This is a genomic window from Plantactinospora siamensis (assembly GCF_042434095.1).
Lineage (GTDB): Bacteria > Actinomycetota > Actinomycetes > Mycobacteriales > Micromonosporaceae > KBS50.
Map to the genome: position 1 here is coordinate 23,516 of NZ_JBHLUE010000036.1, position 20,487 is coordinate 44,002.

Annotated in this window: 19 protein-coding genes; 10 read left to right on the forward strand and 9 right to left on the reverse strand. The window is 72.9% G+C overall.

The window, feature by feature from the left end; genetic code table 11:
* Positions 1-28: 28 nt before the first annotated feature.
* The 3 genes from ACFFHU_RS31070 to ACFFHU_RS31080 form a co-directional block, all read right to left on the reverse strand.
* Positions 29-880 (reverse strand): phosphatase PAP2 family protein, encoded by an 852-nt coding sequence (locus ACFFHU_RS31070; protein WP_377344108.1) that lies wholly within the window; start codon positions 878-880, stop codon positions 29-31.
* A gap of 238 nt (positions 881-1,118) precedes the next feature.
* Positions 1,119-2,372: a hypothetical protein gene (locus tag ACFFHU_RS31075; protein WP_377344109.1), complete on the reverse strand. Its 1,254-nt coding sequence runs from the start codon at positions 2,370-2,372 to the stop codon at positions 1,119-1,121.
* Positions 2,373-2,567: 195 nt separating this feature from the next.
* Positions 2,568-4,019, reverse strand: coding sequence for a family 16 glycosylhydrolase (locus tag ACFFHU_RS31080; RefSeq protein ID WP_377344110.1), 1,452 nt, complete (start codon positions 4,017-4,019; stop codon positions 2,568-2,570).
* 147 nt (positions 4,020-4,166) lie between these two features.
* Here ACFFHU_RS31080 and ACFFHU_RS31085 point away from each other — a divergent pair, with 147 nt between their 5' ends.
* Positions 4,167-4,949, forward strand: coding sequence for a GNAT family N-acetyltransferase (locus ACFFHU_RS31085; RefSeq protein ID WP_377344111.1), 783 nt, complete (start codon positions 4,167-4,169; stop codon positions 4,947-4,949).
* 122 nt (positions 4,950-5,071) lie between these two features.
* Positions 5,072-7,714 (forward strand): glycosyl hydrolase, encoded by a 2,643-nt coding sequence (locus tag ACFFHU_RS31090; protein ID WP_377344112.1) that lies wholly within the window; start codon positions 5,072-5,074, stop codon positions 7,712-7,714.
* Positions 7,715-7,772: 58 nt separating this feature from the next.
* Here the strand turns inward: ACFFHU_RS31090 and ACFFHU_RS31095 are convergent, their stop codons facing one another.
* Positions 7,773-8,363 carry a TetR/AcrR family transcriptional regulator gene (locus ACFFHU_RS31095; RefSeq protein WP_377344114.1) on the reverse strand — a complete coding sequence of 197 codons (591 nt, stop codon included), beginning with the start codon at positions 8,361-8,363 and terminating at the stop codon, positions 7,773-7,775.
* A 69-nt stretch (positions 8,364-8,432) separates the two neighbouring features.
* On the opposite strand from ACFFHU_RS31095, the gene ACFFHU_RS31100 reads away from it, so the two are divergent.
* The 3 genes from ACFFHU_RS31100 to ACFFHU_RS31110 all read left to right on the forward strand — a co-directional run bounded on the left by ACFFHU_RS31100 (position 8,433) and on the right by ACFFHU_RS31110 (position 11,552).
* Complete coding sequence (locus ACFFHU_RS31100) at positions 8,433-9,617, forward strand: FAD-dependent monooxygenase (protein WP_377344115.1); 1,185 nt, start codon at positions 8,433-8,435, stop codon at positions 9,615-9,617.
* Between the two features lie 179 nt (positions 9,618-9,796).
* Positions 9,797-10,369, forward strand: a complete 573-nt coding sequence (locus ACFFHU_RS31105; RefSeq protein ID WP_377344116.1) for a nucleotidyltransferase family protein — start codon at positions 9,797-9,799, stop codon at positions 10,367-10,369.
* Between the two features lie 67 nt (positions 10,370-10,436).
* A complete protein-coding gene (locus tag ACFFHU_RS31110; RefSeq protein WP_377344117.1) occupies positions 10,437-11,552 on the forward strand; it encodes a phosphotransferase family protein in 1,116 nt (371 codons plus the stop codon).
* Here the strand turns inward: ACFFHU_RS31110 and ACFFHU_RS31115 are convergent.
* Together ACFFHU_RS31115 and ACFFHU_RS31120 are read right to left on the reverse strand one after the other, a co-directional pair.
* Positions 11,519-12,193 carry a response regulator gene (locus ACFFHU_RS31115; protein ID WP_377344118.1) on the reverse strand — a complete coding sequence of 225 codons (675 nt, stop codon included), beginning with the start codon at positions 12,191-12,193 and terminating at the stop codon, positions 11,519-11,521. The two genes, ACFFHU_RS31110 and ACFFHU_RS31115, sit on opposite strands and share 34 nt — an antisense overlap.
* Positions 12,190-13,911, reverse strand: coding sequence for a sensor histidine kinase (locus tag ACFFHU_RS31120; RefSeq protein ID WP_377344119.1), 1,722 nt, complete (start codon positions 13,909-13,911; stop codon positions 12,190-12,192). The genes ACFFHU_RS31115 and ACFFHU_RS31120 overlap by 4 nt, the downstream gene beginning before the upstream one ends.
* Positions 13,912-14,044: 133 nt before the next feature.
* On the opposite strand from ACFFHU_RS31120, the gene ACFFHU_RS31125 reads away from it, so the two are divergent.
* From ACFFHU_RS31125 to ACFFHU_RS31135, 3 genes are read left to right on the forward strand one after another with little or no spacing between them, the layout of a single operon-like run.
* Positions 14,045-14,896, forward strand: coding sequence for an ABC transporter ATP-binding protein (locus tag ACFFHU_RS31125; protein WP_377344121.1), 852 nt, complete (start codon positions 14,045-14,047; stop codon positions 14,894-14,896).
* Positions 14,886-15,749 (forward strand): ABC transporter permease, encoded by an 864-nt coding sequence (locus tag ACFFHU_RS31130; RefSeq protein WP_377344122.1) that lies wholly within the window; start codon positions 14,886-14,888, stop codon positions 15,747-15,749. Before ACFFHU_RS31125 ends, ACFFHU_RS31130 begins: the two co-directional genes overlap by 11 nt.
* Positions 15,750-15,763: 14 nt before the next feature.
* Positions 15,764-16,816, forward strand: coding sequence for an ABC transporter substrate-binding protein (locus ACFFHU_RS31135; protein ID WP_377344125.1), 1,053 nt, complete (start codon positions 15,764-15,766; stop codon positions 16,814-16,816).
* Positions 16,817-16,913: 97 nt separating this feature from the next.
* Here ACFFHU_RS31135 and ACFFHU_RS31140 read toward each other — a convergent pair whose 3' ends face one another.
* From ACFFHU_RS31140 to ACFFHU_RS31150, 3 genes are all read right to left on the reverse strand, one after another.
* Positions 16,914-17,744 (reverse strand): SAM-dependent methyltransferase, encoded by an 831-nt coding sequence (locus ACFFHU_RS31140; RefSeq protein ID WP_377344126.1) that lies wholly within the window; start codon positions 17,742-17,744, stop codon positions 16,914-16,916.
* Between the two features lie 80 nt (positions 17,745-17,824).
* On the reverse strand, positions 17,825-18,718 hold the full coding sequence (locus ACFFHU_RS31145) for a Sco1979 family transcriptional regulator (RefSeq protein WP_377344127.1): 894 nt from the start codon (positions 18,716-18,718) through the stop codon (positions 17,825-17,827).
* Between the two features lie 354 nt (positions 18,719-19,072).
* Positions 19,073-19,312, reverse strand: coding sequence for a DUF397 domain-containing protein (locus ACFFHU_RS31150; RefSeq protein WP_377344128.1), 240 nt, complete (start codon positions 19,310-19,312; stop codon positions 19,073-19,075).
* A 236-nt stretch (positions 19,313-19,548) separates the two neighbouring features.
* Between ACFFHU_RS31150 and ACFFHU_RS31155 the strand changes: the two genes are divergently transcribed.
* Both ACFFHU_RS31155 and ACFFHU_RS31160 read left to right on the forward strand, forming a co-directional pair.
* The gene (locus tag ACFFHU_RS31155) at positions 19,549-20,190 is read left to right on the forward strand and encodes a GGDEF domain-containing protein (RefSeq protein WP_377344129.1); all 642 of its coding nucleotides are present in this window, start codon (positions 19,549-19,551) and stop codon (positions 20,188-20,190) included.
* Positions 20,191-20,193: 3 nt separating this feature from the next.
* Complete coding sequence (locus ACFFHU_RS31160; RefSeq protein WP_377344130.1) at positions 20,194-20,448, forward strand: hypothetical protein; 255 nt, start codon at positions 20,194-20,196, stop codon at positions 20,446-20,448.
* The last annotated feature ends 39 nt before the right edge of the window (positions 20,449-20,487 follow it).

Below are 20,487 nucleotides of genomic sequence, written 5' to 3' on the forward strand. Positions count from 1 at the left end.
AGGGCCGGCAGCCGCCGGGCAGCGCCGGTCAGGCGGGTGCCCGCTCCGCCGCGGCCGTCCGGGCGGGTACGCCCGGATCCGGCGCGTCCGGATCCGGCACGACCGGTGGAGCGGACCGGCCGGCCAGGATCGTCAGGCTGCCGGCCAGGACGCCGAGCAGCAGCCAACCGAACACCAGGCCGCCGACCACGTCGGTCAGCCAGTGCTTCTCGGCATAGATTCGGGTGTACGCCTCGACCGAGGCGAGCACGGCCAGCGCGGTGACCAGCCCGACCCGCCCGGCCCGGGGTATGCGGAAGGCCCAGGACGCCAGCAGGGCGATGGTGCCGAACGTCATCAGCACCCGGGCGCACCCGCCGGACGGGTAGCTGCCGAGATCGGTGGGTGGATGACCGCGGTCGACCACCAGCTTGAGGATCTGTTGCGTGTACTGCTCGAGGACGAACTGCAGCGGCAGCGCCACGACGGGGATCCACCAGCGCCGCCGCCAGGCGACGGCCAGCAGCACGGCCGCCACCACCGTGACGACCTTGAGCGGATCCCGGTCGCCCATGGCGGTGACGAAGCCGGTCAGCCGCGCCCAGTCGGCGTCGCGCCGGGCGTGCACGTAGTCGAAGACCGGATGATCGACCACCGGTTCGAGCCGGGACAGCGCCTCACCGAGCGGCCAGCAGACGGCCACCACGGCGGCGGCGCCGGCCAGCAGCGCCACCAGGGCGGCCCACCCCGGGCCGAGGATGTCGGTCAGCGCCGCGGCGGCCCGGCGGACCCGCCCGACCGGCCCGGCCGGTGACGGCCGCGCCCAGCGGGCCAGCAGTGGCGTGACCACCACCGGCACCAGCACCGCGAGCACGGCGAATACGTAAAGGATGAGCACCATTGACCCCCGCAGCTGGAGCGTGGCACTGCACTGTGGACCCCACAAATTGCCCTCAAAGGACCGAACAGTAGATGAACATTCGTTCCAGCGATAGGGAGCCGAAAATTATTGTGGGACTTTGCTGCATTGGTCGCTCGTCGCAGGTAGCCTTTCGCGGCGCCTTGCCCGATTGGCGGGAATCGGCACCACTGATCCGGCGTTCACAATCGACCGTCCCGCCACTCAGTTGTTTGGCGGCTCAGCCGGTCGGCCGGTGGGCCAGCAGGTCGAGCAGCGCCGGGTGCAGCCGGTCGTTCCACCCGGCGCCGCCGACGGCGAGTTCCGAGGTGCGCAGCCACAGCTCGAGCAGGTACGCCTCGCAGACCAGCCGGCGCTGATCCGGGCCCAGCCCGAGGGCCGGGCCGTGCCGGTCGACCACCTCGGACATCCGCTCGGCCGCCCGGGCCGCCGGCGCGCCGTGCATCGACAGCGCGGTCTGGAAGCCCTGGTGGGCCAGGTCGAACCCGACCGGCCGGTCGGGGCCGCTGTTCTCCCAGTCCCACACGATCAACCGGCGCCGGTGGGTGCCGAGGTTCCACGGGACCCAGTCGCCGTGCCAGTCGCCGAACTCGATCGTCGTACCGCCGTGCCGCTCGGCCAGCGCCGTCACGGCCCGGCGGACCCGGTCGGCGCCGTCCGGGTGGGCCGAGCCGGCCCGGCGGCGCAGCTCGGCCAGGAACGCCGAGCCGGCCAGCGGTCGGGGCCGCCCCGGCGCCCCACCGCGCCGCGCGACCGCGAGCATGGCGGCCAGCCGGGGGCGGTCCGGGTGACGCAGCCGGCGTACCCGCGCGGGCATCGGCTCCAGCACCGTGACGGCCAGCTCACCCCAGTCGAACGCGCACAGCAGCCGCGGCACGTCGGGCAGGCCGGCGGACCGGCCAAGCCGGCGCAACGCCGCGGCCTCGGCCCGGGCCATCGCCCGGGTGCCGTCGTTCCAGCCGATCTTCGCGTACGCCCGCGGCCGGCCTCGATCGTCGAAGAGCTGCAGGGTGGGCTTGTGGTGCGGATCCGGCGGCCGGATGCCGATCGCCGCGTGCAGCGGCGCTTCCAGCAGCCGGCCGAGGTGGACGGTCAGCACCGCCTCGGCCGGATCGAGGCTCGCCGGCACGGCGACGGTCAGCTCCGGCATGCCGGCCAAGCCCGTGCCGCCGAGGCCGGCGAGCACGCCGACGGCCAGCCGGTTGGCCCGCACCCGCGGCGGGCGGAGCGCGTTGTAGGCGAGCGTGGAGGCCGCGCCGACGCGACGGGAGGCGAGCGGCAGCAGGAACCGGGCCCGGTCCGCGGACGGGACGACCGCGTACCGGGCGGCCACCCGCCATCCCGGCGGCGCGGCGACGCCCGGCTCGCGCACCGCCAGCCACAGCCGGGGATCCGGGAACACGGCCCGGCTCACCCAGCCGAGCCCGTCCCGCCGGCTCCGCGGGTCGTCGGCGCGGTCGAACCCTGCGGCCATCGTCGCCCCCGTCCCGGCGCGGCCCGCCCGGCGCCGCGCTGGCCGTCACGATAGGCCACCCCGGCGACGTTCCGCACCCGCCCGCTCACCCCCCGCTCCCCGGCCGGCAGCGTTGATCATGGTTCTTACTGCGCGATCCGGCAAACATCTCGCAGCGAGAACCATGACCAACACGGGTTCGGGGTGGGGTGGGCATCAGCGCTGCCAGACGCGGACGTAGTCGACCTGGAAGTCGGCCGGGAAGACCGTGCTGGCGTCCGGGTCGCCGAGCCAGCCGCCGACCTGGAAGTTCAGCCGGATGTTGTACGGCTTCGAGAACGCCTTGTCGAACCAGGGCGTGGTGCCGCGGTCCCGCTCGTAGACCTGCTGCCCGTCGATGTACCAGCGCAGCCGGCCCGGCTCCCACTCGGTGGTGTACGTGTGGAAGCCGTCCCCCGGGTAGCCCTTGGCGAACGGGTACCGCTGGTCCTGCTTGACCGGCGTGTAGTCCCAGAAGATCGCCTGGGTCGCGGCCCGGTAGTACTGCGCGCCGCCGGGCAGCTCGACCACGTCGATCTCCCCGTTGCCGCCGTCGTTCGGGCGCAGCCAGAACGCCGGCCACAGGCCGCGGGAGTTGGTCGGCCCGTTGGGCGACTTGGCCCGCATCTCGAACCGGCCGTACGTGAAGGACGCCTTGCCGATGGTGTCCAGGTAGCTCTGCGTGTACTGGCGCTGCTGCGAGCTGCAGGTGGCCGGCTCGCGCAGCGCCCGCAGGGTCAGCAGGCCGCCGGAGACGAAGGTGTTCTTCGGGCTGTTCGTGTTGCACCCGCGGTCGATGTCCCGGCCCTCGGATCCGCGCAGGTTCCAGCGCTTCAGGTCCACGGCCGACCCGCTGAACTCGTCCGACCACACCAGCCGCCAGCCGGGCGCGGCGGCGCTGGTCGGCGCGGCCGGGCTGCGGGTCACGGTCACCTCCGACGGCTTCGGGTCACCCTTGGTCGGGCTGGGCGCCGGGGCGGCGCTGCTGGGCGCCGGCAGGGCGGCCGAGGGCACCGGGGCGGTGGACGGGGCCGGCGGCCCCGAGTTGTCGTACGTGATGGTGAGCTCCGGGCGGATCGCCGCCCGCTGGTTCTCCCGGGACGCCCAGTAGACGCGGGTGTTGAGGGTCTCCTGGCGCAGGGTGAACGTGTACGTCCCGTTGCCGCGGACCGCCGCCGAGACGTCCCACTCGTTGAAGCCGCTCACCACCGCGTCCTTGACGTCCAGCTGGGCGGCCAGCGGCAGGTTGGGCCGGCTGGTGGTCACGCCGGGACCGTCGGCGGCCGGCCCGCCGCCGTACGCGGCCACCCGGGCCGCCGTGTCGGTCCACGCGTGCAGCCGCAGCCGTGCCCGCAGGTGGCCGGCCGAGGCCGGCAGCCCGGTGACGGCGAACTCGAGCACCGCGTCCCGCCAGCCCCGGGGATTGTTGTCGCAGGTCTGCGGGCAGGTGGCCAGGGTGGTCTTGGCGCCGTTGTCGCCATCCTGGACGACCTGGGTGGCCGTCGTGTCCGCCATCGCCCCGACGGTCGTGCTGCCGGAGTCGTCAGCCAGCAGCGGCAACGTGCCGCCGAGCAGCGCGGCCACGCCGAGGGCGCCGAGGACGAAATAGAGGGTGCGCTTCGTATGCATCTGGGTCACTCCTGAAGGACGATGCCCGGGGACGCTACCCGGCGGAGTAACTTGATCACTTCCCGTACACCCCGTTCTAATTCGCGGTTAAGCGGAACTTAAAGGCCGCCCCCTGAGCTGCGCAGTCCCCGTGCAAACATGGCGGCCATGCGGATGCGGAGTGTGCACGATCGGGCAGAGCTGGCCGCCCTGCTGAGTCGCGACCCGGTCCGGCACGCGTACGAGCTCGGCGACCTGGACGACTTCTTCTGGCCGCACACCACCTGGTACGCGCTGGAGGACGCGGTGGCGCTGCTCTATCACGGCGCCGGCACGGCGACGCTGCTGCTGTTCGGCGACCCGGCCGGCGCGGCCGGTGAGCTGATCGACCAGCTCGAGCCCGTGCTGCCGGCCCGGTTCCACGCGCACCTGAGCATCGGACTGGAGAAGGCGCTCGAGACCGGCGACCGGCGGATCACCTCGGTCGAGCCGCACCTGCGGATGGCGCTCACCGGCGAGCCCCGACCGGCCGCGCCCGCCGCCGACGTTCCGGTCGTCGCGTTGGGCCCGGCCGACCTGGCCGAGCTGGCCGCGCTGTACGCGGCCGCGTACCCGGAGAACTGGTTCGACGCCCGGATGCTGGAGACCGGCCAGTACGTGGGGATCCGCCGCGGCGGCGAGCTGCTGGCGGTGGCCGGCGTGCACGTCTGGTCGCCCGCCTACCGGGTGGCCGCGCTGGGCAACGTCACCACCCGTCCCGACGTACGCGGGCAGGGGCTGGCCGGGACCGCCGTGACCGCGCTGGTCCGGCGGTTGCGGCCGGCGGTCGACCACATCGCGCTGAACGTGCGGGCCGACAACGCCGCCGCGATCGCGCTCTACCGGCGGCTCGGCTTCACCGAGGCCAGCCGGTTCGTCGAGCTGGACGCCGCGCCGGCGCGGACCGACTGAGGGGTCGATCAGCCGAACGGCGGATTTCCCATCCACGACTTTCGCATCGATCGGACCCGTTCCAGAATGCGACAGTGCACGCCGGACCCCCTGTCCGACGCACCCCTTGGAAGGGGAAGGCATTGTCAATCGGAAGACTGCCCACCAGGCAGGCAAGGCTCCTGCTGGTCGGCGCGCTGTCCGTCTTCGCGCTGACCGCCGCGGGGACTCCCGGACTGGCCGGCCCGCCGAGCCCGCGACCCGGGACCGCGGGCGACCTCGCCCGCACGGCACACCACACGTTCGCCAAGTCCGCCACGAACCGCACCCTCGCGGGTGAGGACGGGGACGAGGAGGGCGCCAGCGAGATCATGGAGGCCGCCGAGCAGTACGCCGAGGCGCGCAGCGCCCCCGGCACGATCGCCCCGGGCGCCTACTCGGCGGCCTGGGCGCAGTTGCGGTCCCTCCCGCACACCTCGGGCGGCTGGAAGGACGAGACGGCCCTGCCGTACAACTCGGACGATCCCCGCTACCGGGACATCGACTCCAACTCCTCCGGCGGCTCCGGACTGGTGACCGGCCGGGTCACCGGGTTGGCCGCCGACGACAACGGCAACGTGTACGCCGGCGCGGCCAACGGCGGCGTGTTCCGGTCCAGCTCCGGCGGCGGTCACTGGCGGAACATCTCCGACGGCCTGCCCACCAGCTCCACCGGCGACCTGCGGCTGGACGCCCGGGGCCGGCTCTGGTACGCCACCGGCGAGGGCAACACCGGCGGCACCGCGTTCGTGGGCAGCGGCGTCTACGTGCTGCGCAACCCGCAGCACGGCACCTTCGCCGCGCACGACCGGGTGGGCGGCACCGAGCTGGAGAGCACGGTGATCCGCAAGCTCCGGTTTGTCGGCGACCGGGCCTGGGTGGCCACCAACCGGGGCGTGTGGAGCCACTCCACGCGTACCCTCTCCGGCGCCTGGACGCTGGAGTTCGCCCCGAACCCGACGTACCTGCCGGGCGGCTCGCAGGCCAACGACCCGAACGCGCCGTACAAGAACTTCGCCAACGACATCGCGGTGGGCCGGGACGGCCGGATCGTGCTGGCCATCGGCTGGCGCAGCGGCGACGCGTACAACGGCTTCTACACCAAGGTCGGCGGCAGCTGGCAGCGGATCACGCTGGCCGGCGACATCTCCAGCGCCCCGCAGGACGTCGGCACGGTGACCATGGCGCCGGCCGCGGACGGCTCGAAGTACTACGCCATCGAGCAGTCGCCGGCGATGCTCGCCAACCCGGACAGCGCGCTCAAGGGCGTGTACGTCTCGGACAGCGGCTCGCCGTTCGGTCCGTGGCGGCTGATCGCCGACTACCACAAGCTGGCCGCCTCCGGCTCGGCGCTCACCGACCCGGGCTACATGCCGGGCATCCAGGCCTGGTACAACCAGTTCCTCCAGGTGGACCCGGCCGACCCGAACCACGTCTACCTCGGCCTCGAGGAGGTCTTCGAGACCACCAACGCGGGGACGAGCTGGACGACGCCCGGCCCGTACTGGAACTTCTACTTCCCGTGCTGGAGCATCGACCCGAGCAAGCAGACCGGCGACTGCCACCAGACCACCCACGCCGACCAGCATTCGGTGGCCATCGGCTCCGACCACGGCAAGCGGTTCGTGGTGGTCGGCGACGACGGCGGCACCTTCCGGCGGCCGGTCCGCGGCCAGGCCGACGCCTCCGGCCACGCCACCGACTGGAAGTCGCTGAACGACGGCACCATGGACACGCTGCAGTACTACTCGGTCGGCGTGGGCCTGGACCGCGGCCTCGGCACGGCCATCAGCGGCGGCCTGCAGGACAACGGCGAGTCCATCAAGCGCCCGGGTGACCGGGTGATGGGCTCCAACTTCGGCGGCGACGGTGGCGACACCATCGTCAACCCGGTCAAGGGCTGCGACATCGCCGCCGAGTACGTCTACCTCGAGATGCGGGTCACCAACAACTGCGCGGTGAACGACGGATCGTGGCTGGCGGACCCGTCGAAGGCCACCACCCGGGAGATCGCCCCGCCGGACGCCGATGCGGGCCTGGCCCGGTTCATCGCGCCGTTCACGTACGACACCCGGGACCCCAAGACCTGGGTGGCCGGCGGCCAGCACGTCTGGATCCAGCACCACGGCTGGCAGATCCAGTCCGGTGACGAGTGGCAGAACGCCTTCGACCTCGGCGCCGGGCACGTGGCCACCGGGGTGGCCGCGAGCGGCGGCATGGCGTACGTCGGCTGGTGCGGCCCGTGCAACAACCAGGGCTTCACCCGGGGCATCGCCGTCGGGCACACCGACGGGACCGGCTGGCACCAGCTGACCCTGCCGGTGGACGGCACGCTGCCCAACCGGTACGTCTCCGGCTTCGACGTCGACCCGACGAACCCGAACCACGTCATCGTGGCCATCAACGGGTTCAGCCGGAAGTGGACCGAGGGACCGGGCGCGGGCGTCGGGCACGTCTTCGAGTCCCGCGACGCCGGTGCGCACTGGACGGACATCTCGGCGAACCTGCCGGACGTGCCCGCCAACACGGTCAAGTACGTCTGGGGCGGCGGGCTCGTCCTGGGCACCGACCTCGGCGTGCTGTACCGGGCGCCGGGCCAGCGGAACTGGGCGGTCCTCGGTCGCGGTCTGCCGACCACGGCCACCCTCCAGGTGAAGACCGGGCCGTTCGGCCTCCGGGTGTACGCGGCCACCCACGGCCGCGGCATCTGGTCGTACGACCTGCTGCAACTGCTCAAGCACCACTGAGGTCTGGTGGTAAGGAAGGGCCCCCTGTTATCGCTTTTTGTATAGCAGGGGGCCCTTCTTAACGCCCGGGCTCGCGTCCCGCGCCGACGTCGGCCGCGAGCCGGCGCAGCCCGTCGGAGAGATCCTGCGCGGTCGGGGCGTGCTCGGGATCGATGAGCCACTGCACCAGCACGCCGCTCAGCAGCGCCTGGTGGATCGCGCCGACCGTGAACGCCGCCCGGGTGGCCGGGTCGGCGCCATGGATGAGCTGCGCCCAGGCCAGCCGCCCGTCCCGCATGCCCTCCTGAAGCAGCGTGCGGACCTGAGGAACCCGGTCCAGCAGGCCGAACAGGTCGAACGTCGAGAGCCACAGCTGCCGGTTGGCCTCGAACGAGTCGAGGACACGGGTCCAGAACGCCTCGAACCGCTCCAGCACGGTCGCGCCGGGGTCGAGCCCGGTCGCCATCACCTCGGCGAGTTCGTCGGCGAACTCCTCCATCGCCCGCTCGACCGCGGCGTTCATGAGCGCTTCCAGCGAGCCGTAGTGGTAGCCGATCGAGCCCAGGTTGGTGCCCGACACGGCCACCACGTCCCGGGCCGTCGTCCGCGCGTACCCCTTGGCCCGCAGGCAGGTCACGGCGCCGGCGAGCAGGTCTTCCCGATGGCCCATGCGCCGATCATAGCGACCCGTGAACACCCGTCCTATACATCTGTCCTATACATACGTACAATAACGATCATGATGAACCGGACCGTGCTCATCTCCGGCGCGAGCGTCGCCGGACCCGCCCTCGCGTACTGGCTGCACCGGCAGGGCTTCGCCCCGACCGTCGTCGAACGCGCGCCGCAGCTGCGCGGCGGCGGATACGCGGTCGACTTCCGCGGCCACGTCCACCTCTCGGTGCTGCGCCAGATGGGCATCCTCGACGAGCTGCGCGCCAACGAGACCCAGCTGCGCACGATGTCCTACGTGGATGGCGATGGTCGGCGGGTGGCCGGCATGCCGGCGTACATCTTCGCCGGGGACATCGAGATCCGCCGGGGTGACCTCGCCAAGGTGCTCTACGACGCCACCCGCGGCAGCGCCGAATACCTGTTCGATGACACGATCACCGCGCTGCGCCAGGACGCCGACGGCGTGGACGTGACCTTCGCCAATCGGCCGCCCCGCCGGTTCGACCTGGTCATCGGCGCCGACGGGGCCCACTCGATCGTCCGGCGGCTCGCCTTCCCGGGGGCCCGGGTCGAGGAGGCGGGCCTCTACGGCGCCGTGTTCAGCACCACGAACTTCCTCGGCCTCGACCGGGAGGCCCACCTCTACAACGAACCCGGCCGGATGGCCAGCATCTTCAGCGTCCGCGGGGCCACCACCGCCATGCTGAGCCTGAACAGCCCCGAGCCGATCGCGTACGACCACCACGACGTCGAGCAGCAGCGGCGGATCGTCGAGGAGCGGTTCGCGGGCGCGGGCTGGCACGTACCGGAACTGCTGCGGCAGATGCGGACGGCGCCCGACTTCTACTTCGACTCGTCCCGCCAGATCCATCTCGACCGCTGGTCGACCGGCCGCATCGCGCTGGCCGGCGACGCCGGCTACGGCGCCGGCCCGGGCGGCAACGGTACGGGCACCGCCGTCGTCGCCGCGTACGTGCTGGCCGGGGAACTGGCCCGGGCCGACGGCGACCACACCGTCGCGTTCGAGCGGTACGAGAGGCTGCTGCGCGGGCTCGTCGCCGCCGGGCAGAAGCAGGCGGCCGGCGGCGCGGGCATGCTGGCCCCGGCCACCTGGCGGGCGATCCACTGGCGGAACCGGTTCTTCCGGGTGCTGCCCTATCTGCCGACGAAGGGCATGATCAAGAAGATGGCGACGAAGACGGCGGTGGCCATCGACCTGCCGACGTACCCGCTCCCGGCGGCCCGATAGGCGGCGACCTCGGTCCGTGGTCGGACTGGCCCTGGTCGCTCGACGCACTGGCCCCGGACGCCGCCGCCGCGGCCTTCGCCGGCGCCCCGATCATGCTCATCTGGCACTTCACGAAGGCCGCATGCTGACCCGGGCACGCGAGCCGGGCGCGCTTCCGCCCGTCGGGTAGCTTGCACACCATGCCGCCCCCCGACGACGAGCTGCGGGAGCATGTCCGCGGCAGCGCCTGGCTGCTGCGCGCGCTGGCGGTGGTCCGCGACTCGGGCCTGCCGGATGCCTGGATCGGCGCGGGGACCCTGCGGGACCTGGTCTGGGGCGAGCGGTACGGCGCCGGCTTCCATCCGGCCGCCGTGCGGGACGTGGACGTGGTGTTCTTCGGCCCGGCCGACCTCAGCCGGGACCGCGACCATCGGTCCACCATGGACCTCGCGGCGGCCTGGGCCGAGCCACCGTGGGAGGCGCGCAACCAGGCCGCGGTGCACACCTGGTACGCGGCGAAGTTCGGTGGCCCGCCGGTCGAACCGTTTCACGGGATCCCCGATGCGGTGGCGAGCTGGCCCGAGTTCGCCACCGCCGTGGCGGTCCGACTCGATGTGGACGACCGGATCGCGGTGTGCGCCCCGTACGGCCTGTCGGATCTGCTCGACGGGGTGTGGCGGCGCAACCCGGCGCGGGTGACCCCGGAGCGGTCCCGGGAGCGGCTGGCCCGGCACCGCCCCGCCGAGCGCTGGCCCGGGGTGCGCGTCCGTTAACAAGGGGCCCTTCCTATACAAAAAGCGATAAGAAGGGGCCCTTCCTTTCATGGGATAGGTTGCTGCGGTGGGTGGGAGTCCGACGCAGCGGGAGCTGACGCCCGGGTTGTTGGGCCGGCTGGTCGAGGCGTCCCTCGGCGCCGCCGGTCGGATCGTCGAGTGCGCGCCGCTGACCGGCGGCGGGTTCGCGACCGTGTGGGCCGTCCGGCTCGGCGACGGCCGCGAGGTGGTGGTCAAGGTGGGGCCACCGGCCGGGGTTCGGCTGCTGCGGTACGAGCGGGACATGATCGCCGCGGAGGCGCGGTATCTGCGCCTGGTGGCCGACCGACTGCCGGAGCTGCCGATGCCCCGGGTGCTGGCGTACGGCCGCGACCCGACGCTGCTGGACGGCGACTGGCTGATCAGCACCCGGCTGCCCGGCGAGCCGCTCAGCGTCCCCGCGCCCGACGGCCGCCGGGACGACACGGCCATCCGGAGCGGCCTGGGCGGCCTGGTGGCCCGGCTGCACACCGTGACCGGCCGGGAGTTCGGCTACGACGGCGGCCGGTGCTCGGCGCCGACCTGGCGGGCGGCCTTCATGGCGATGGTCGACGAGCTGCTGGCCGATGCCGTCGACTGGCGGGTTCCGCTGCCGGCGCCGGCCGCGGTGCTGCGCGAGCTGGCCGACTCGGCGGCCCTCGATCGGGTCGACGCGCCGGCGCTGCTGCACTTCGACCTGTGGGACGGCAACGTGCTGAGCGCCCCCGACCGCGCCGGGCGGCACCGGCTCACCGGCCTGGTGGACGGCGAGCGGTTCCTCTATGGCGACCCGCTCATGGACCTCGTGTCGCCGGCCCTCTTCGGCCGGATCGAGGACGAGCCGGGCCATCCCTTCCTGGCCGGCTATCGGGCGGCGACCGCGCCGGCGGCGGGCGCCGGGACCGCAATCGCCGCGGCGGGCGGGACCGCGATCGCCGCACCGGGCGGGCCGGGCGCGGCGGGCGGGCCGGGGGCAGCCGCGGCGGCCGGCGCCTTTGACGCCGCGGCCCGGCGGCGGCTCGCGCTGTACCGGCTGCACCTCTACCTCATCATGTGGGTGGAGATGCCCAGCCGCGCCATGCCGACCGCGGGCCGGCCGGCGCGGCTGACCCGGCTGGAAGACCTGCTGGCTCAGGAGTTCGGGGTGGTGGCCCGCCAGCGGTAGAGGTGCTCGGGTCGGCCGGTCGTGCCGTACCGCAGGGTCAGCTCCACCTTCCCGGCCCGGGCCAGGTCGGCCAGGTAGCGCTGCGCGGTGGCCCGGGACACCCCGATGGCGTCGGCGACGTCCGCCGCCGTCACGGCCGCGCCGCCGCCGCGTACCGCGGCGAGGATCCGCCGTACCGTCACGGCCGACCGGCCCTTCGGCAGGCCGGCGTCCGGCACGTCGTGCTCGTGCAGCAGGGCCGCCGCCCGGTCGACGGCGTCCTGGTCCATCTCCCGGCCGGCGTGCAGGTGCGCCCGGTAGTGCGCGTACGCGGTCAGCCGGCCGATCAGCTGCCCGGCGCTGAACGGCTTGACCAGGAAGTTGAGCGAGCCCCGACCGAACGCGGTCCGGACGGTGTCGGCGTCGGCCGCGGCGGTCAGCATGATCACATCGGCCTCCAGCTGCGGCAGGATGCGGGTGCCCAGCTCGTCGGGCAGGTACTGGTCGAGCAGCACCAGGTCCGGACGCAGCCGGCGGCAGGCCGCGACCGCCTCGGCGGCGGTATGCACGACCGCGGCCACGGTCATGCCGGCCGCCGTCACGTACGACGCGTGCAGCCCGGCCACCCGGAAGTCGTCGTCGACGATCAGCACCCGGATCATCCGACCACCCGCCGCTCCGCGGCGGAGGCTGACGCTTCCCCTGCTCGCGACGGCGCTTCCCCGACACGGACCGGCGCTTCCCCGGCACGGACCGGCGCTTCTCCGACACGGACCGGCGCTTCCTCCGCCGCGCCCGGCCGCCAGGCGAGCCCGGGATCGGGCCGCAGCACCCCGGGCAGCACGGCGAGGAAGACGGCGCCACCGTGCGGCCCGGACGCCGTCGACAGCGTCACGTCGCCGCCATGGTTGCGGGCGGTCTGCCGGGCGAGCGACAACCCCAGGCCGTGCGGGCGGTCGACCTCCTCGTTGGTGGTCCACCCGGCCCGGAACACGTCCGCGGCCCGCTCGGCCGGAACTCCCGGGCCGCTGTCCGCGACGTACACGTGCAGGTCCGCGCCGGCGGCCAGCAGGCTGACCGCCACCCGGGCCGGCCGCCGGGGACCGCCGGCCGCCGCCCGGATCGCGTTGTCCACCAGGTTGCCGACCACCGTGATCACGTCGAGCGGCGCGGTCACCCGGCCCGGAACCCAGCTGTCGTCCCCCAGCTCGAGCACCACGCCGGCCTCCGAGGCCACCGCGGCCTTCGCGGTGAGCAACCCGTCCAGGTACGCGTCGCCCAGTTGGCCCCCGCCGATCGACTCGGCGGACAGCTCCGTCAGGTAGGCGCTGGCCTCCTCGGCGCGGCCGAGCTGCAGCAGGCCGGTGAGCGTGTGCAGCCGGTTGGTGTACTCGTGCGACTGGGCCCGCAGCGCGTCGGTGAGCGCCCGGGTGGCCTCCAGCTCCCGGGACAGCTCGTCGAGATCCGTGCGGTCGCGCAGGGTGAGCACCACCCCGAGGTCCCGGCCGGCCCGGGTCACCGGTCGCCGGGTCACCCGGACGACCCGATCGCCCACCACCCGCAGCGTGCCGACCAGATCGTCCGCCACCAGCAGCTCGCGCGCCTCGGCCGGCAGGTCGGCGGAGCGGGCCGGCGTGCCGCCCAGGATCCGGCTGGCCTCGGCGTTGCACACCGAGACCCGCCCGGCGGCGTCCACCGCGAGCACGCCCTCGCCGATCCCCTCCATCACGGCCACCTGCTCGCGCAGCAGGTCGGCCAGGTCGGTCGGCTCCAGCCCCAGGGTGCTGCGCTTGAGCCGGGCGGCGAGGCCGGCCGCGCCGAGCCCGCCGAGCACCAGCGCGAGCACCGTGAACAGCTCGGCGAGCGGCAGCAGGTCGTCCAGCCGCCCGGTGACCTCGTTGGCGTCGATGCCGACGCTGACCTCGCCCACGATCGCCCCGGCCGAGTCGTACAGCGGGACCTTGCCGCGGGCCGACAGGCCCAGGGTGCCCACCTCCAGGTTGGCCACCTCCCGCCCGGCCAACGGCTCCGACGGGTCGGTGCTGACCCGCCGGCCGATCTGCCCGCGGTCCGGGTGGGAGAACCGGACGCCGTTACTGTCGGTGACGACGACGAAGAGCGCGCCGGTCCGTTGCCGCACCTGCTCCGCGTACGCCTCGACGGCGCCGGCCGGGTCCGGCCGGCCGGTCCGGACCGCGTCGCCCAGCCCCGGGTGCTCGGCCACCGCCTGGGCGACGCCCAGCGCGCGCTGCTCGAACTGCCACTCGAGCTCCCGGCGCAGCAGGCCGGCGACCAGCAGGAAACCGGCGCCGGCGAGCACGGCGATGATTACCACCTGCGACAACATGGTCTGGGTGGCGAGCCTCGGTCGCCTGGTCACGCCCGACACCGTACCGCCGGGGCCGGGCCGCGGGACCGCGAGCAAAACGCGCAGAACGCGGTTTGCGTCGCTTGGCCGCACAACGCGGTTAACACTCCCGCAATGACTGGGCCATCCGTACGGTCCCCGAGCTATGACCCAGCACACAGCCGTGCCGGATCCGCCGCCCGCCGCCGCGGCGGATGGACCGGCGATCCAGCTACGCTCCGCAACGAAGACCTTCGCCGGCGGCGGCGGCGCGCCGTTCACCGCGCTGCGCGACGTCGACCTGTCGGTCGCGCCCGGCGAGTTCGTCTCGGTAGTCGGGCCGACCGGCTGCGGCAAGTCCACGACGCTGGCCCTGATCTCGGGGCTGGAGCCGGCCAGCGGCGGGACCGTCGAGGTGGCCGGCGCGCCGGTACGGGCCATCCCGCCCGGCGTCGGATACATGTTCCAGACCGACGCGGTGCTGCCCTGGCGGACGGTGCTGGACAACGTCGCGCTGGGGCTGCGGTACACCGGCACCCGCCGGACCGAGGCCCGGGAGCGGGCCCGCGACTGGATCGGCCGGGTCGGCCTGGGCGGCTTCGAGAAGTACTACCCGCACCAGCTGTCCGGCGGGATGCGCAAGCGGGTCTCGCTGGCCCAGACGCTGATCACCGGCCCCTCGATCATCCTGATGGACGAGCCGTTCGGCGCGCTGGACGTGCAGACCCGGGAGCTGATGCAGGACGAGCTGTTGCGGCTGTGGGCCGGCACCGGCGCGGCCGTCGTGTTCGTCACCCACGACCTCACCGAGGCCATCGCGCTGGCCGACCGGGTGCTGGTGATGACCGCGGCGCCGGCCACGGTCAAGGCCAGCATTCCGGTGCAGCTGCCCCGGCCGCGCCGGGTCGAGGAGATCCGGCTGGAGGCGGCCTTCCTGGACATCTACCGCCGGGTCTGGGACGCGCTGCGCGAGGAAGTCGAGATCTCCCGGCAGAGAGGAGCCCGTCGTGTCGCTTGACGCCCCGGCCGTGGCGGCGGAGGCCGCGCGCCTGCGGCCACCCGCGAGCCTGACCCGGCGGGTACGCGGCCGCTGGTCGGTGCAGCTGACCCGGCTCGTCCTGATCGTGGCCTGGCTGGGCAGCTGGGAGCTGTCGGCCACGTACTGGATCGACCCGTTCTACTACTCCAAGCCCAGCGCCATCTGGCACCAACTGGTGGCCTGGTTCACCACCGGCACGGCCTTCGGGTCGATCTGGACGAACATCGGCGTCACCCTGGCCGAGGCCGTGTACGGCTTCGTGATCGGCGCGCTCGGCGGCGTCATCCTCGGCGTGCTGCTCGGTCGCAGCCGGTTCCTGGCCGATGTCTGCGCGCCGTTCATCAAGGCCGCCAACGCGATCCCGCGGATCGTGCTGGCCTCCCTGTTCGTGATCTGGTTCGGCCTCGGCATGTCCTCCAAGGTGGCCACGGCCATCGTCCTGGTCTTCTTCGCGGTCTTCTTCAACGCCTTCCAGGGCGCCCGCGAGGTGGACCGGGTGGTCAACGACAACGCCCGGATCCTCGGCGCCAATCGCCGGCAGCTGATGACCAGCATCGTGCTGCCCTCGGCCACCTCATGGATCCTGGCCAGCCTGCACACGGCGTTCGGCTTCGCGCTGATCGGCGCGATCGTCGGCGAGTTCACCGGCGCCGACAAGGGGCTGGGCCTGCTGATCGCCAACGCCCAGGGCACGTTCAACGCGGCCGGCATCTACGCCGGCATGATCATCGTGACGGTGATCGCCCTGCTCGCGGAGTGGCTGCTCACGCTGCTGGAGAAGCGGCTGATGGCCTGGCGTCCCGAGCCCTCCTCGTCCGGCGCGAACCTCTGAGAAACGGAGCACCCATGCGCATCACCCGTACCCTTGCCCTGCTCACCGTGCCGATCCTGGCCGCCACCGCCCTCGGCGCCTGCCGATCGCAGCAGAAGGAGGCCGCGAGCGGCCAGGCGGACAGCGTGAAGATCATGGTGGGCGGCATCGACAAGGTCATCTACCTGCCGGCCAAGCTCACCGAGCAGCTCGGCTACTTCGACGCCGAGGGGGTCAAGGTCCAGCTGCTCACCGAGCCGGCCGGCGCGCAGGCGGAGAACGTCCTACTCAGCGGCGACGTGCAGGGGGTGGTGGGCTTCTACGACCACACCATCGACCTGCAGACCAAGGGCAAGTGCATCGAGAGCGTCGTGCAGCTCGCCGACGTGCCCGGCGAGGTGGAGGTGGTGGCGGCCGACAAGGCCGGCTCGATCACCGGGCCGAAGGACTTCGCTGGCAAGAAGCTCGGGGTCACCAGCCCCGGCTCCTCCACCGACTTCCTCACCCGCTACCTGGCCACCAAGGGCGGCGTCGACCCGAGCCGGTACACCACGGTCAAGGCGGGCGCCGGCCAGACGTTCGTGGCGGCCATCGAGAACGGCGGCATCGACGCCGGGATGACCACCGACCCGACCGTCGCCCGGCTGCTCTCCACCGGCAAGGGCAAGGTGCTGCTGGACATGCGCACCAAGGAGGGCACCCAGGCCGCGCTGGGCGGGCTGTACCCGGCCAGCTCGCTGTACATGGACTGCGCGTACGTTCAGGGGCACGCCGAGACCGTGCAGAAGGTGGCCAACGCGTTCGTGCGTACCCTGCGGTGGATCTCCACCCACCAACCCGACGAGGTCGCGGCCAAGATGCCGGCCGACTACGCCGCGGGTGATTCGAAGCTGTACGCGAAGTCCGTGGCCGATTCGATCGGCATGTTCACGCCCGACGGGGTGATGCCCACCGACGGCCCGCCCACCGTCCTCAATGTCCTCAAGGCGTTCTCCGAGAACGTCCGGCCGAAGGCCGACTCGATCGACCTGGCCAAGACGTACACGACGGATTTCGTCAAGAAGGCCCCCGCCAAGGCCGATTCCTGACCCACCGCGCCGTCCTCAGTCGATCATGGAGTTGTGGTGGCCGCCGGCGACCGTGCCGCACCTTTGTCGGCACCACAACTCCATGGTCGACGGTGCGTCAGGGCTTGCGGGCCACGGCGCCGTAGACGGCAGCGTCCGCGTCGGCCGGGCGGGATTCCGGCTCGCCTTCGGGGCGCCAGCGTGCCACCGGACACACGCCGGGCTCGACCAGGTCGAGCCCGGCGAAGAACCGGCCGAACTCCTCCCGGCTGCGGAACGCCAGCACGCCGTGCGGGCCGCCGCCGGCGCCGGCCAGCCGGGCCTGCTCGGCCACCTCCGGCGGCATGAAGTCGGTGGTGACGTTGGAGATGGCGAGGTAGCTGCCCGAGGGCAGCTCGGCCAGCAGCCGCCGGACGATCCCGTACGCGTCCTCGGAGTCCCGGATGAAGTGCAGCACCGCGATCAGCAGCAGACCGACCGGCCGGTTGAGGTCGAGGGCGCGGCGCAGGTCGGGATGGGCCAGGATCTTCTCCGGATCCCGCAGGTCCGCGTCCAGGTAGGCCGTGACGCCCGCCGACGCGCTGGTCAGCAGCGCCCGGGCGTGCGCCAGCACGATCGGGTCGTTGTCCACGTACACCACCCGGGACCGCGGGAGGATCCGCTGCGCCACCTCGTGGGTGTTGTCGGCCGTCGGGATGCCGGTGCCGATGTCCAGGAACTGGTCGATGCCGGCCTCGGCCGCGAGGAAGGTGACCACCCGGCGCAGGAACCTGCGGTTCTCCAGCGCCGCGGTGCGGACGGCGGGAAAGGCGGCGGCGATCTGGTCGGCGGAGTCCCGGTCGGCCTGGAAGTTGTCCTTGCCGCCGAGCCAGTAGTTGTACCGCCGGGCGGGGTGCATGACCGAGGTGTCGATCCGGTCGTCCCCCGCGGGTCCCGTGACCGTGCCCACCCGTGCCTCCCTCGCGCCGCCCGTCCGGCGGCCGAATCGTACGTCCAATGTGGCCCGATCGGCCGTGCCGGCCCGCCGACTCAGACGGACACGCGCTCGTAGTCGCGTAGCACGCCCTCGAGGATCTCCGTCGTCCGCTCCGGCGGCTCGGCCTCCACGCAGACCCGCTCGATGGCCGCGGCGTAGTGGTCGATGTCGTCCCGCTTGTCCAGGTAGAGGGCGCTGGTGAGCTGTTCGATGTAGACCACGTCGGGCAGGTCGGCATCCGGAAATCGCAGGATGCTGAAATTGCCGCCAGCCGCGGAATGTCCCCCCGCCGCGAACGGCATGATCTGCAGCCGCACGTTGGGCAGCTTGGTGGCCTCGATCAGCGCGGTGATCTGGGCGCGCATCACCTCGACGCCGCCGATCGGCCGACGCAGCGCGGCCTCGTCGATAACCGCCCACAGCCGGGGCGCGTCGGCGCGGGCCAGCAGCCGCTGCCGGTCCATGCGCAGGTCCACCCGGCGCTCGATCTCGGCGTCGTCGGCGCGGTCGTGCCCCAGCACGATCACCGCCCGCGCGTAGTCCCGGGTCTGCAACAGGCCGGGCACGAACTGCACCTCGTACGTCCTGATCAGACTCGCCGCGGCCTCCAGCCCCAGGTACGCCTGGAACCAGCCGGGCAGCACGTCGCCGTACCGGTGCCACCAGCCCGGGGTGTTGGCCTGCCGGGCGAGGCCGAGCAGGCTCTCCCGCTCGGCCGCATCGGTGACGCCGTACAGGGTGAGCAGGTCGGCCACGTCCCGTTCCTTGAAGCCCACCCGGCCGAGTTCCATCCGGCTGATCTTGGACTCCGAGGACCTGATCTCCCAGCCGGCGGTCTCCCGGGTGACGGCGCAGCCCTCCCGGAGGCGACGCAACTGCGCTCCGAGCAGCATGCGCAGCACGGTCGGCCCGGTGGCCGAACCGTTTCCGGCCTGATCCGTCGCCAACCCACCGACCTCCGGCTTTCCGCACGGCCCGACGGGCCTGTTCCACTGCCGGGTAAGCATGCCATGAACCGACAGTGAGGCGAAGTCCTCGCCGCGATCTCTGCCCCGCGACGGCCGGCCCAGCCGCCCTGACCTGCGCCCCACGGGCCAGAAGCGGCCGAACCGGTGATGCGGCTTCGGGTAATCGGAGTGTTCCCGGTCACCCCATCGCCCGGGCGACCGGTGTCCCGGTGCCGTCCGGCGATCGGGACACCACCGGTCACCGCCGCGCGGTCCGACCCGTCACCGCCCGCGCTCGACCGCCCCGCCACCCGGTCGCCCGCCGCCCGGGCGGTGGGGCCGCCGCCGTCGTCGTCAGGCGATCAGGTTGTCGAAGTCGCCGTCCCGCACGCCGCCCAGGAAGGCGGTGATCTCGTCCAGCGTGTAGATGAGGGCCGGTCCCTCCGGGAACCGGGAGTTGCGGACCGCGATCCCGGCGCCGTCGGGCAGGCCCGCCATCTCTACGCAGTTGCCGCTGGGGTTGCTCCGCCGGCTCTTCTGCCAGGCCAGCGGCGGCAGTTCAGTGGTTGGTACGCCGTTCGGTAGCTGCTGCATTGGAGCCTCTCTTCGCCAGAACCCGCCGAGGCGCCGCCTCCGACGCACCGGGCGGGATCGCGGAACGTCGTTGTCGCGCGCAGATGCACGTGCATCCGCTATTGCATCTGCAATCGACGGGGAGCATGATAGCCCAGTACAGGCGTACCTGGTCGATCACTTTTGGTGATCATGACCGTGTCATAAGCAGGCAAAACGCCCGACTTCGGTCGACAACCGGTGACGGAGGCACGACCATGGTGGAGCCCTTCACCGTGCTGGCCGCGGGGGCCGCCTTGGCCGGCGCGGCCGCGGCGGGTCGGATGCGGTCCCGGGCCATCCGGGCCGAGACGCGCCTCGCCGGGCTCGCCGGGCAGCTGGAGGCGGCCCGGCACGCGGCCAGCCACGACTCGCTGACCGGCCTGTACAACCGGCGTGGCTTCCACCAGCGTGGCCAGGTCCTGCTCACCGACCGCACCCAGTTCCCCCTGCTGGCGGCCGTGCTGGACCTCGACGACTTCAAGCGGATCAACGACCGCTTCGGCCACGCCGCCGGCGACCGGGTGCTCACCGCGGTCGGCCGCCGGCTCTCCCAGTTCGCCGGCGACGGCGCGGTCGCCCGGCTTGGCGGCGACGAGTTCGCGGCGCTGATCGGCAACGTTCCGGTGGATCCGGACAGCCGCGAGCAGGCCCGGCAGCGGCTCACCGCGGTGATCGCCACCCCGATCGACGTCACCGGCGGCCCGGTCCGGGTGACCGCCTCCGTCGGACTCGCCCCGGTCACCGGTCCCAGCCGGTTGTCGGACGTGCTGTCCAGCGCCGATTCCGACATGTACCAGGCCAAGAGCCTCACCTCGGCAGTCCTTCCCCTCGACCATGCCAGCATCGCGGAGGTGTGATCCTTGTCCGTGCCCACGCTCGAACCCGCGCAGCGCGACACCGTCAACCTGCCCCCCACCGACAGCTACCGCCCGGCCGACCGGGTCTGGGTGCACCGCGGCAGCGCCTGGTGCGCCGGCGTGGTCGAGTCCTGCTCGACCCGGGCCGCGACGGTGAGATACCGGCCGACGACGTCCCGCGGCACGGCCGTGGACACCGTCACGGCGCTCTACCTGGCCCGGCGGGCCGAGCGCGACCCGGTGCTGGACGGCCGCTGACCGTCCCACCCGCGGGCCGGTGCTTCCGCACCGCCCGCA